The following is a 12,979-nucleotide window of genomic DNA, read 5'->3' as shown; positions in this document are numbered from 1 at the left end:
AGATTTTCCTTTTTTAGAAAATTCAAAAGTTTAAAAAGTTTATTTAAGTTTTGTTCACTTTTGAATTCTTATTTTCAATCGCTTCTTTTGTGGCTTTTGTGGTTTTTCTAATTTTATTTAATAATACTTTTCAAACTTTGTAACGCTTTTCCGCTTTCCAAACTATCTTTTGCTAATGCCAGACAATCATCATAGTTACCATATTTTCCTGTGTTTTGCAGAGCTATTGAAGCATTGGCAAGAACAACCGAGTTTTGTTCTTCGGTTCCATTTCCTTCGAGAATTTGGAGGAAAATTTGGGAAGCTTCTTCTTTTGTATTACCTCCGAAAATACTTTCTGGAGCGATATTTTTGAATTTCAAATCTTCAGCAGAATAGATTTTTTCTCCGTTTTTGTTGAATATTTTTGTATCGCCAGTTAAAGAAATTTCGTCATAGCCATCCAAAGCGTGAACGAGCATAAACTCGCTCTTTTGTTTTTGTAAAACGTATTGATAAACTCTAGCAATTTCGAGATTTGCCACGCCAATCATGGTGAAATACGGACGAACAGGATTAACTAAAGGCCCGAGCAAATTAAAAAAAGTTTTCAACCCGAGTTGTTTCCTAAGCGGTGCAACTGACTTCAAAGCGGGATGAAACAGCGGTGCGTGCAGAAAACAGATGTTTCCTTTTTCCAAATCGGCTTTCAGATCTTCGGAATTGTCCTTGAATTTGTAACCTAATTCTTCCAAAACATTAGACGAGCCGGAAATAGAAGATGCACCGTAATTACCTTGTTTAGCCACTTTTTGTCCTGTCCCTGCAACAATAAAACTCGCTAAAGTCGAAATATTGAAGGTGTTTTTTCCGTCTCCACCGGTTCCAACGATGTCAACCAAGTCTTTGGTTCCCAAATCGACAGGTTTTGCCAATTGCAACAACGCTTCACGAAAACCTTCGAGTTCTTCCAAAGTAATCGTTCGCATCAGAAAAACGGTGATGAACGAAATGACTTCGCTTTCGTTAAATTTATTTTGTGAAATTTCAATCAAAATAGCTTTAGCTTCGGCTTTCGTCAAAGTCTGGTGATTAAAAAGATATTGTAGGATTTGTTTCATTTGTGTTTAATTATTGAGAAAGTTTTCTAAAATCTGTTTTCCATCTGGTGTCAGAATGCTTTCTGGGTGGTATTGTACAGCGTGAACATCGTAAGTTTTATGTTTCAGGCTCATAATCATTCCGTTTTTGTCGATGCTTGTGATTTCTAATTCTTCGGGGAAATCATCAGGATTTACAGCCCAGGAATGGTAACGCCCAATCTCCAAAGTTTTAGGTAAATTATTGAAAATATGATGTTCACTGGTTTGAGTGGCTTCGGTTGCAACACCGTGATAGATTTCTGAAAGATTAATCAAACTTCCTCCAAAAGCTTCGGCAATCGCTTGCTGACCAAGACAGACCCCGAAAATCGATTTTGTCCGCGCATATTTTTTAATCACTTCTAACAGTATTCCAGCTTCTTCTGGAATTCCTGGACCGGGCGAAAGAATAATTTTGTCGTATTTTTCAATTTCTTTCAACTGAATTTGGTCATTTCTGTAAACATCTACTTTTTCGTCAACAATCTGTTCGATGATCTGAACCAAATTATATGTGAAACTGTCGTAATTATCGAAGACTAAAATTTTCATAATTTCTCTGCTTTTAAAATGGCTTTTTTCAAAGCGCCTAATTTGTTATTGACCTCCTGAAGTTCGCTTTCTGCAACTGATTTTGCTGTAATTCCAGCGCCAGCTTGGTAAAACAATGTGTTGTTTTTACTCAGGAAAGTTCGAATCATAATCGCCTGATTACAACTGCCGTCGAAGCCGACAAAGCCGATACAACCTGCATAATAACTCCTGGAAGTTTTCTCGTGTTCGTCGATTAACTGCATCGCACGGTATTTTGGAGCGCCACTCAAAGTGCCTTGTGGAAATGTGGTGGCAATCATTTCGTACGGATTCTGGTCTTCTTTAACATCGGTTACAACTTCGGAAACCATATGAATTACGTGAGAGAAAAAATGAATTTCCTTAAGTTTGGAAACCGTTGTATTTTTTCCGTGAATACTCAAATCGTTTCTTGCCAAATCTACCAACATTGTGTGTTCCGCATTTTCTTTTGCGTCTTTTTTTAGTTCTTCTGCAGATTCCAAATCTCTTTCGATGTTTCCGGTTCGTTTGAAAGTGCCTGCAATTGGATGAATTATAGCTTTTCTATTTTTGATAATCAACTGACTTTCCGGACTAGAGCCCATTAATTTATAATCGCCATAATCGAAGAAAAATAAATAAGGAGACGGATTGATATTTCGCAAAGCACGATAAACATTGAACTCATCGCCTTGAAATTTCTGCTCAAATCTTCTGCTTAAAACTAACTGAAAAACATCACCACGGAAACAATGTTTTTTGGCAAATTCAACTGATTCCAAAAATTCTTCATCTTTCAAATTCGAAGTTTCTTCTGAAGTAATTTCGAAAGGGAAGACTGGTGCGTTTTTTTGATTGATGATGTTTTCCAATGTTGAAAGTTCTGATTTCAATCCATTGATTTTATTTTCAATCAGGAACATTTCGTCATTATGATGATTGATTGCAATCACATATTGATAAAGTCGATAACGCATCAAAGGGATTTTATTTTCCTCCGATTGTTCCTTGAACTTGATATTCTCAAAAAACGGAATCGCATCATAACTTGTATATCCGAAAAATCCCTGTGCTTGTTTTCCAATCTCGTGATTTGGTTTTTCACATTGGAAACAGTTGGAAAATTCCTGCATCAAGTCAGACAATTTTTCATTTTTCAGATTGATTTTTGTAGGATTTTCCAGAGGAAATTTCAATTCAGCTTCGTTATAATTTCTGATTTCAATTCCGGCAATGGCGTTGACACAGATAAAAGAAAACGAATTTTCAGAATTCTGATTTCCGGCACTTTCCAAAAGAATCGTATCCCGAAACTGGTCGCGAAGACGAAGGTAAATCCCAATTGGCGTATAAAGGTCTGCTAAACGGGATTTAACAGAGGTTTTTATATTGATTATGTTATTTAATTTCATACGATTTAATTTTTTCTAAAATCCTTCGACTCCGCTCAGGATGACAATTGTTAAAACTAAACTCTGTCAGGCTGAGGCTCTTGAAGCCCTAAAATAAAAAAGACTTCAACAAAATTTGTCAAAGTCTTATTATGATTGAGTTATAGTTAGTTCACAATTTAGAACACCGATAATCCTTTCAGACCCGACAAAGAGTTTGAAAGCCACCACCAGTTATTGTTGTTCATAAGTTTCATTGGGACAAATTTAGAAATGATTTTTAATTCTGCAACTATTTTTTTGAAAAATCTTAAAATTATAAACTAACAATTCTGAAATTATTTTATAACCTTCTGACTTACAATTGATTTATTGGTTTCAATTTTTATTAAGTAAGAACCTTTTTGATAATTTCTGAAATCGACTTTACTATTATTTCCTTCGATCTTTTTGATTAATTTCCCGTCGATTGCGTAGATTTCTACAGATTTAATAATATCATCAGTTTTGATATTCAAGAAATCTATAACTGGATTTGGATAAGTTTTAATGTTGGTTTTATTGATATCAATTACAGCCAAATTATTTTTTGTAAAACTAATATTATCCAATCTCAAAGCTGTTGTTGTCGTAACTTTAGGCGTCGTATTCCCGAATCCAATATAATAAACCTGGTCAGCTGTCGCAGTGTAACTAACTGTATGCTCTGTATAAGTTTGTTGAGAAACAGTTTGAGTGCTTAGATTTACACTGATATTACTTTTGTCCGGTGCACTTGCTACAGCAACTTTCAAAGTAGCAGGTTCTGCTTCTTCACTTCCTATCGCTGTGTGATATTTTACTGTAACCGTTTCGCCGTTTTTAAGATAGATCGGATAGGAGAATAACCAGTCATTTTTCCCGGCAGCAGAAGTACTTGTATTGTTATAGGCGTAACCGCTTCCGTTTTGAGCAACAGACTGATTTTCTCCCATCAACCAAGTCGTAGACGCCCAACCGTCTGAATCATATTCGCCATAATTCTCAACTGTTTTTTCGAAATCATAGGAATAGGGAAGCTCTGTCGGCGTCCAAACGGATTTTGGTCCGGCCCAACCAGAACCGCAATCCGCATTTTTCAAAAAGAACTGATATCTTTTTCCGGCTTGCAAATTATCAAAACTCTTCGTTGTTGTAGAAGTGATTCCTTTGGAAGAAACAGAAGTGTCAAAAGTTGTCAATCCTGTATCATAATTAGTAATTCCGCTAGTTGCTGACCAGTTGATTGTTACTGAATTTGGTTTAAGATTCGAAACTGAAAACCCGTCTAATGAAGGCATCACACAATCTGCAGATTGGCTGATATACAAGTCATCAAGAGCCAGATAAGTTCCATTGTTTGTGTTATTTACGAAAGCTAAATAAATGGTTTTTCCTTTATAATCGGATAAGTCTAAAGTATGCGATGCGTAGTCAAACGGTTGCTCGGCATCAATCTGAGTCAATGTTGTGAAAGATTCCGGGCTGTCATTGGTCACAGAAACTTTTACAGCGTAGGAGTCTGTATATTCAAAGTCGTAAGATTTTCCTTTCCAGTAAACTGTTGGCGTTCCGGTGCTTGGAATTGTAATTGCTGGTGTAATTAACCAATCATTCGCCTGACCTTCTGGGGCGTAGTATGACGTACTGAAAGCAATTTTGTTATCGTAACCATCGTAAAACTGAATCCAAGCTTTTTCATTAAAATCCTGAACCTGTCCCCATTCCGGAACTGTTAATCCATCTGCATTGATTGTTTTGAATTGGGATATTGGCGTTCCATTATTATTTTCGAAACCTGCACTGAAGATTTGTGCATTAAGGTTCAGGACTATTGCCAAACCTAAAACTGTGTAAATTTTCTTTTTCACTTTTATTCTTTATGCGTTATTACAAAAGTGCGAATTTCCGAATCTTTTTTACAAAATCGTTACCGATAATGCTTTATTTATCCACAGTAATGAAAACTTTTTTAGAGGAAAGGCTTCATCTCATCTTCGATATTTTTCCTGAGGTCTTTCAGTTTGATGGCGTATTGTTCCATTTGGATTTCTTTTTCTGTGAGCGGATTCCATTTTGGCACTTCGATAGATTTTCCGTTTTCGTCAACAGCCACAAAGACAATGATGCAATGCGTTCGTTTCTCAAACTTTTTCTCTTTGACATTCCTCGAAAAAACATCGATTGAAATATGCATACTGGAATTTCCCGTGAAAATTACCTTAGATTCCAGCTTCACGATTTCCCCAATTTTAATGGGTTTATAAAAACGGATTCCACCAACATAAACCGTAACGCAATAACTTCCCGACCAATTACTGGCACAGGCATAACCAACCTGGTCTATCCATTTCATCACGCTTCCGCCGTGAACATTGCCTCCAAAATTAACGTCTGTCGGTTCAGAAATAAACTGAAACGTCACCGGTTTGTTTTCCATTTTATTCTTATTTGTATCAAAAATAGGGAAGAAATTTTAGATTACAACTTCAATATTTATGTTTTATTCCTTTGACATTTGCATTAAATTTGTAATTCTCAAATTCTATTTTAAATCTCTTGACTTTAATAAAAAATGAAAAAAGTATTCTATCTCAAAACCTGCGGAACCAACAAGAAAATAATGACACCTCTTGACCTTTCCGACTGGGAACTGAGAGAAATAAAATCCCAACCTGTAACCGAAGCCGAACTGGAAGAAATGTATGACAAAACAAAATCTTATGAAGCACTTTTTAGTAAAAAATCAACGCAAATCAAGGAAAGAGGCATTGATGTGAATTCTTTAAAAGAAAAAGATTTTAAGAAATTGATTCTGGACCATTACAGTTTTTTGAAACGCCCGGTTTTTGTGACAGATAAAGAGGTTTTTGCAGGAAGTGATAAAAAAAATCTTGAAAACCTGAATGCATTTTTTGAGAAATAGTTTTAACCACAAAAGTCACAAAAGATTTGGATGCTTTTCTAATATCGAAAAGAACAAATAAGTTGACAATATTGACTTTTGTAATATTAAAAAGTAAATTCCATATCGTTCTTTTGTGACTTTTGTTGTTTAAAAAATAAAAAATGAAACGTTCCGGAACTGCAGATTTGCCATTGCATTACGGTCAGGTTCCGCCTTGGCTGTATGAACGTATGTCCAAGCTTGGACTGGCAATTGTGGAAGTGATTCTTGCAGATTACGGAAAAGATGAAGTCTTACGACGGTTGGCTGACCCATTTTGGTTTCAGAGTTTTGGAGCAGTGATGGGAATGGATTGGCATTCTTCAGGAATCACGACGTCTGTAATGGGTGCTTTGAAACGAGCCATTAATCCGAATTCAAAATCTCTCGGAATTTACATTGCCGGCGGAAAAGGAAAATTCTCCAAAGATGCACCGAATGAACTTTTGAAAATTGCAGATTCAACCGGGTTGAACGGCGATGAATTGGTACGCTGCAGCAAACTCTCTGCTAAGGTTGATAACACGGCGATTCAGGATGGTTATCAACTTTATCTGCATAATTTTATTTTGTCTGACCAGGGGAATTGGGCGGTTGTTCAGCAAGGGATGCACGATTCTGACGGCACGGCGAGACGCTACCATTGGCTGTCGGAAAATGTAACTTCTTTTGTGAATGAGCCTCACACGGGAATCTCCGGTGTCAATCGTGGGAATATTCTCAACCTCACATCTTCCGAAGCGGAACAAAACAGGAACGGCATTGTTGATATTACCAAAACCGATTCCGAGAAATGGATGCAGGATTTCCAGCGTTTGATTTTGCCGGCTCATCACGAGGTTTTGGCGAATGATGTTGATATGAAAAAGCTCGGCAATATTCTTTGGCTGGCGAGAGAAAATGAACCTGAGAATTTTGAAGATTTGCTGATGCTGAAAGGTGTTGGTCCGCGAACGATGCAGTCTCTAGCTTTGGTGAGTGAAGTGATTCACGGGGCGCCATCCAGATTTACAGACCCGGCTCGTTTTTCTTTTGCGCACGGGGGAAAAGACGGTCATCCGTTTCCTGTTCCTACCAAAACTTATGACGAAACGATTTCTATTCTAAGAACCGGAATTGAGAAATCGAAGTTGGGGAACACAGATAAGAACCAAGCTATTAAAAAACTACACGAGATTGCTTTGAGAACTGAAGAGCAATTCACGCCAGATTTTAGTCTTGAAAAAGTGATAGAAGAGGAGCGACAAAACTCCTGGCGATTTGGTGGAAAAACTGTTTTTGGTGATGCGAAACCGCTGAAAGGGAATGATGGGATACAGTTGAGTTTGTTTTGATATTTTTAATATTAAAAATTGATTTTTGGTGTATTTTAAAAATTATTTCCTAAATTTTCATCAAATAAAAACACAAAACCCAAATGAAAACTGATTCTAATTTTTTCCTGACTGCCAAAAAGTTTTGGAAAACAGTCGTCAATAAGGAAACTGTTGCAGACAAGCAAAAACTGCAGAATCAAATTGAATTTTATAAACGATTACTCAATATTTTTCACGCAGGAGATTTTTATTATTATGTCTTCAGTATGTACACTTCTGAACTCGACTTGGTGGGGGAAAATGTAAAACAAGTGTTGGGATATGAGCCGGATGAATTCAAGCTCGATTTACTAATGAACATTATTCACCCTGAAGACAAACCTTATTTTTTAAATTTCGAATATAAGATTGTTGAGTTCTTCAAATCCCTTCCTTTCGAAAAAGTTCCACTTTATAAAGTGCAATACGATTTTCGGTTAAGAAAAAAAGACAGAAGCTATGTCCGTATTTTGCATCAGGCTGTACAGGTAGATTATGATGAACAAAATTATTACAGAACTCTTTCTTTAGATACAGACATAACCCATATAAAACAGGAAGGATTACCTTGCTTTTCTCTTATTGGTCTTGATGGCGAACCTTCTTATTACAATATTCAGGATAAAGTATTTACTAAGTCATTCGATTTGTTTACTAAAAGAGAGCGTGAAATTCTGAAAGGTATAGTTGAAGGTAAAACCAGTCAGCAAATTGCAGAACAATTGTTTATAAGCTCTTATACCGTTAATGCCCATCGAAGAAATATTATGGAAAAAGCTAAGGTGAAAACGCCAATAGAATTGGTTCAGAAATGTTTGAGAGAAGGGTGGATATGAAAGTTGATCATTTATAAAGAAACACAAAAAACTATAATGATGGAAGATTCTGACAAACTTTTAATTGCTGCCAAAAAACTTTGGGATAAGAATATTCAAAACAAATCGGTAATTACAAATGAGAGATTGTGGATTGAACAAATTGAACGTTACAAAAAAATGTTCAATATTTTTCAGGCAGGAGAATATTATTATATGATGTTTGACCTTTTAATTGGGGATGTTGCAAGTGTGAGTAACGAAGTAACAAATGTATTAGGTTATGAACCGAAAGAGTTCAATTCTCAATTACTTTTTGATATCATACATCCCGATGACAGAGTTTACCTAATTAATTTTGAAAAAATCACAACCCAATTTATAAATCCACTTCCCGTGGAAGAATACCCATATTACAAATATCAGTATGATTTAAGGTTTAGGACAAAGAAAAACATTTATAAACGTATTCTTGTACAATACCAGGTGGTAGACTATGATAGTAGTAATGTTTTGCAAAGTTTTCATATTCATACGGACATATCTCATATTAAACCAGAAGGTGAACCTTGTGTTTCTATTGTAGGAATAGAAGGAAGGCCCTCTTATTACAATATTAAAAACTTTACCCTAACCAAATCTTTCGACTTGTTTACCAAAAGAGAACGTGAAATTCTGAAAAGCATCGTAGAAGGCAAAACCAGCCAACAAATTGCTGACGAATTTTTTATAAGCCTCTATACGGTAAATGCACACCGAAGAAATATTATGGAAAAAGCTGGCGTAAAGACACCTATAGAGTTGGTCAAAAAGTGTTTGAATGGAGGTTGGATTTAAAAATAGTTAGTTCTATCTATTTTTTTGAGTTTTGAGGGTTGGTAGCTTTGCGTTTATAAAATACATTGCTATGAAGAAAACAGCCAACCCAAAAGCAATAATCTTTTTCTTATTTATTATTATCGGACTATTTCATAATTCCTGCAAAACAGAGGACGATCCGGAAAATACCCAAAATACAGACACCGTAAAGGTACAAAACTTTCAGTTGGTTTCACTTGAAATAGACTCTTCGCAGTTCTCAGAACAAGAATATACTTCGGAATTAGGGGGAAAAAAAATCCACATAGCGAAAGGATTAGATGATAAACTTCATTTTATGATTCCGGGGGATTTAGAACCAGGCATTTATGATTTCCAACTAAATTCAATAAAAATAAAATATGACGTGAGCAAACCTGTCCTGAATGATTCTGCCGGAAACACAATACAATCATTTAAAAATCAAATAAATACAATTTTATTAGGATTGGATAATTCTGATGAGTCAACTCTTTTAAAGAATAACTTAAATGCATTTAACAATGCATTTAATGGTTTGACTGATGAACAAAAAACTAATGCCGAATTATTTTATATAGTTAATAAAAGTTGGTTTGATTATTTATTAAATGATAATTACAGCCAACAATACAACGGAAGATTATTAGAAATAATTAAAAAGGAATTAATTAAATCTAAATTTGGAACTGCCGCTTTTGTAATTGGAGTTATAGGTGTCTATTATGGGAGTGCTGAAATAAAATTATTATCAATTATACCTTTATCTTATGGTTTATATAGTATTACAAAGTCTATAAAAAAAATTCACGATGAGGCATTTGTAACACAAAATTTACAGATAGACGGAGAATACAGTGAGGTAGATAAAGGCATCTTAAACACAATTTCATTTCAAAATGAAGTTGAAAAAGCATTAGATTTTAAAACCATTGACCGGAAAATAATTACTTCCGATGTGTCTAATGCAAAAAACAATTTACTTGAATTTTTTAATATTTATAACACGTTCAATTATTGGATAGACAAGGCAAATACGATAATTGAATCTGTCAATACTCTCCCTTTTGTCAATTTTTCGCTATTCACAAAATACCTGCTGCCAACATCGAGCCCAATAATGAATAATCCAATGATTCAGGAAATCTTTAGCGGAATTAATTTCAGTATTACCAATCCTGATTTAACACTAAAATCAGCAAACTTTTCAACCAACCAACTGAAGATTAAAATAAAAAATAATAGTAATAATTCTGTATCAGATTACCTAAAATATTCGTATAGTGATGGATTTTCTACATTTTCAGGAAAATTCCCTATTACTGTTTCATCTTCCAATCCATTGAAAGGTATTTGGACGATGGATTTCAATCTTGCTCCACCGGGAAATAATTGCGATGAAATAGATTTGGAAGATGAGGCAGGAATTCCGCCTACTTTTCATTTTGGAGATAACGGTAAAATTATTTTCGACTCAATGTCCGATCCGGATTGGTTTCCTGCGCTTAATAATCCCGCAGAATACAACAATACCTATACAATGGAGGAAAATGTTTTGAAAATACAAACCCATTATTTTCAAAACCAATACGGAGAGTCATTCACAAATAATATGACGCTTACTTATAATTCTACAGCCAATAATTTTTCTGGAAAGTATGTCTATCAGTATTTTTTAAATGGTGTTTTGCAATATATGTGCAGTAATACAGTTAAAATTTACAAATGAAATATCGGTGTGTTTTTTATAACTTGTAGAACAGTCATAAATAAACTAAATACTTCAAATAACTCCTCGCTCAGAAATTTCTGAGATGTATTTGATTATAATTAAATTGATTTTTTAATAAGAAGGATATAAGTCAATAAAAATAATGGAACGACACACTCACCCGAGTGTGCCTGTCACATACGCCCGAAGTTGACACCCACACTCGGGCGAGTGTGACAACCTATATCGCTCGAAGGTGACGGTCACATAAATAAACCCGCCTCAGATTCTGAGGCGGGTTTGGTTATAATTAAATTGATTACTTAATAAGAACCTTTCTCAATAAAATGTGCGGCAATTTTTTCTGTCAATGCAATTGGATTTGGCGTGTTCACATATTTTGTAAAACGTCTTAATCCGGCTAACATCATTCTTTGCTCGTCACCTTCGGAGAAAGAAACGATACCTTCTTTGGCGTTGGTGGTGATAATTTCAACCGCTTTGTAAAGGTTCAGCCTTGCCATAGCTGCTTCCACAGAATCGGTTGAGAAATGTTTCTCAGCTCTCAGGATGGCGGATTCTGCCATATAGATTTGGTTCAGGATTTCCGAAGCGTTCAGTAGCAAATGCTGTTGCTTCTCGATGTCCATCATATATTTTTGAAGCGCAGAACCGGAAACCATTAAGAATACTTTCTTCAAATTCTTAATCACTTCTTTTTCCTCAGTCATATATTCCGAATAATCAGGAATATCAAAAGACGGAATGCTCATCAATTCTTTAGCGACATTTTTCGCTGGTGTTAACAAATCGATTTTGCCTTGCATCGCCCGTTTGATTAACATCCCAACTGCCAAAAGTCTGTTGATTTCATTGGTTCCTTCGTAGATTCTGGAAATCCTGGAATCTCTCCAGGCTGCTTCCATTGGTGTATCTTCGGAGAATCCCATTCCGCCAAAGATTTGGATGCCTTCATCCGCTGTATGTTGCGCCAAATCTGATACAAAAACTTTCAGGATAGAACATTCAACCGCGAATTCTTCCACACCTTTCAGTTCTGCCTGCTCGTGGTTCATTCCACCGGCAACCAATTCTTCGATTTTGTCTTCTACATTTTTCGCTGCTCTGTAAGAACCGGCTTCGCTCACGAAAGCGCCTGTTGCCATTTCTGCCAATTTCTTACGAATGGCTCCAAATGTATTGATAGAAACACCGAATTGCTTTCTCTCGGATGAATAATTTAAAGAGTAATTCAGGATTCTTCTTTGGGCATCCAGACAGGCTGCAGCTAATTTGATACGACCAACATTAAGTGCATTAAGAGCGATTTTGAAACCGTTATTTCTTTCGCCTAAAAGATTCTCAACAGGGATTTTCATATCATTGAAGAAAACCTGACGCGTAGAAGACGCACGGATTCCCAATTTGTGTTCCTCTTCTCCGAAAGTCAGACTTTCCGGATTTTCTAATTCTGAACGGTTGATAACGAATCCCGTAATATTTTTGTCATCATCAATCTTAGCAAACAAAGTAAATGTATCTGCAAATCCTGCATTGGAAATCCACATTTTTTGTCCATTAATAATATAATGTTTTCCGTCCTCGGAAAGTTTAGCTCTTGTTTTTCCGCTATTGGCGTCCGAACCTGCATCAGGCTCAGTTAAGCAATACGCTCCGAATTTAGTTCCGGCAGCCAAATCAGGAAGATATTTCTGCTTTTGAGCTTCGGTTCCGTAAAGCAGGATGGGAAGCGTTCCTATTCCGGTATGCGCACCATAAGCCGTTGCCAATGAACCTGTAGAACCGGAAAGGTAATCGCAAGCCAGCATTGTGGTTACGAATCCCATTCCCAAACCGCCGTAAGCTTCCGGAACAGCAATTCCCAGGAATCCCATTTCCCCGATTTTACGCATCACTTCTTCCGTGTAAGCGTAATCTTTTTTCTCGAATCTTTCCTTATTCGGAACGACTTCTTTATCGATGAATTCCTTAGCGGAATCACGAAGCATCTTTTGTTCTTCGGACAATTCCTCGATGCTGAAAATTTCCTGAGCAGTAATATCCCTTACAAGGAATTCGCCACCGTCTAATGTTTTTGTATCTGTTGACATAATATTTTTGTGATTTTAAATTTTTTAATTTGAGATGATAGATAATAGATGGATAGATGATAGACTTTGATTGAAATATTTTTAAGCATTTTTTCGTCTATTTTCTATCCGTCTATCA

The 12,979-nt window shown here is 35.9% G+C and carries 11 protein-coding genes; 5 read left to right on the top strand and 6 right to left on the bottom strand.

Annotated elements, in window-relative coordinates; genetic code table 11:
- Positions 1 to 113: 113 nt before the first annotated feature.
- The 5 genes from trpD to QOL71_RS02975 all read right to left on the bottom strand — a co-directional run bounded on the left by trpD (position 114) and on the right by QOL71_RS02975 (position 5,525).
- Complete coding sequence (gene trpD, locus QOL71_RS02995) at positions 114 to 1,100, bottom strand: anthranilate phosphoribosyltransferase (RefSeq protein ID WP_283415488.1); 987 nt, start codon at positions 1,098 to 1,100, stop codon at positions 114 to 116.
- Between the two features lie 6 nt (positions 1,101 to 1,106).
- On the bottom strand, positions 1,107 to 1,673 hold the full coding sequence (locus QOL71_RS02990) for an anthranilate synthase component II (protein ID WP_283415487.1): 567 nt from the start codon (positions 1,671 to 1,673) through the stop codon (positions 1,107 to 1,109).
- Entirely contained in the window at positions 1,670 to 3,088 is a 1,419-nt protein-coding gene (locus QOL71_RS02985) for an anthranilate synthase component I family protein (RefSeq protein WP_283415486.1), read from the bottom strand. The genes QOL71_RS02990 and QOL71_RS02985 overlap by 4 nt, the downstream gene beginning before the upstream one ends.
- Positions 3,089 to 3,405: 317 nt before the next feature.
- On the bottom strand, positions 3,406 to 4,956 hold the full coding sequence (locus QOL71_RS02980; protein ID WP_283415485.1) for a T9SS-dependent choice-of-anchor J family protein: 1,551 nt from the start codon (positions 4,954 to 4,956) through the stop codon (positions 3,406 to 3,408).
- 101 nt (positions 4,957 to 5,057) lie between these two features.
- Entirely contained in the window at positions 5,058 to 5,525 is a 468-nt protein-coding gene (locus tag QOL71_RS02975; protein WP_283415484.1) for an acyl-CoA thioesterase, read from the bottom strand.
- A gap of 135 nt (positions 5,526 to 5,660) precedes the next feature.
- On the opposite strand from QOL71_RS02975, the gene QOL71_RS02970 reads away from it, so the two are divergent.
- The 5 genes from QOL71_RS02970 (at position 5,661) to QOL71_RS02950 (ending at position 10,768) form a co-directional block, all read left to right on the top strand.
- Positions 5,661 to 6,011: an arsenate reductase family protein gene (locus QOL71_RS02970; protein WP_283415483.1), complete on the top strand. Its 351-nt coding sequence runs from the start codon at positions 5,661 to 5,663 to the stop codon at positions 6,009 to 6,011.
- A gap of 143 nt (positions 6,012 to 6,154) precedes the next feature.
- Positions 6,155 to 7,366 (top strand): DUF763 domain-containing protein, encoded by a 1,212-nt coding sequence (locus QOL71_RS02965; RefSeq protein ID WP_283415482.1) that lies wholly within the window; start codon positions 6,155 to 6,157, stop codon positions 7,364 to 7,366.
- An 83-nt stretch (positions 7,367 to 7,449) separates the two neighbouring features.
- Positions 7,450 to 8,223: a LuxR C-terminal-related transcriptional regulator gene (locus QOL71_RS02960; protein ID WP_283415481.1), complete on the top strand. Its 774-nt coding sequence runs from the start codon at positions 7,450 to 7,452 to the stop codon at positions 8,221 to 8,223.
- Between the two features lie 36 nt (positions 8,224 to 8,259).
- Positions 8,260 to 9,039: a LuxR family transcriptional regulator gene (locus tag QOL71_RS02955; protein ID WP_283415480.1), complete on the top strand. Its 780-nt coding sequence runs from the start codon at positions 8,260 to 8,262 to the stop codon at positions 9,037 to 9,039.
- A gap of 70 nt (positions 9,040 to 9,109) precedes the next feature.
- Positions 9,110 to 10,768 carry a hypothetical protein gene (locus QOL71_RS02950; protein ID WP_283415479.1) on the top strand — a complete coding sequence of 553 codons (1,659 nt, stop codon included), beginning with the start codon at positions 9,110 to 9,112 and terminating at the stop codon, positions 10,766 to 10,768.
- 305 nt (positions 10,769 to 11,073) lie between these two features.
- Here QOL71_RS02950 and QOL71_RS02945 read toward each other — a convergent pair whose 3' ends face one another.
- Complete coding sequence (locus tag QOL71_RS02945; protein ID WP_283415478.1) at positions 11,074 to 12,861, bottom strand: acyl-CoA dehydrogenase family protein; 1,788 nt, start codon at positions 12,859 to 12,861, stop codon at positions 11,074 to 11,076.
- Between the last annotated feature and the right edge of the window lie 118 nt (positions 12,862 to 12,979).

Source organism: Epilithonimonas pallida, from assembly GCF_900182975.1.
Taxonomy (GTDB): domain Bacteria; phylum Bacteroidota; class Bacteroidia; order Flavobacteriales; family Weeksellaceae; genus Epilithonimonas; species Epilithonimonas pallida.
This window is presented reverse-complemented; position numbering and strand designations above follow the sequence as displayed.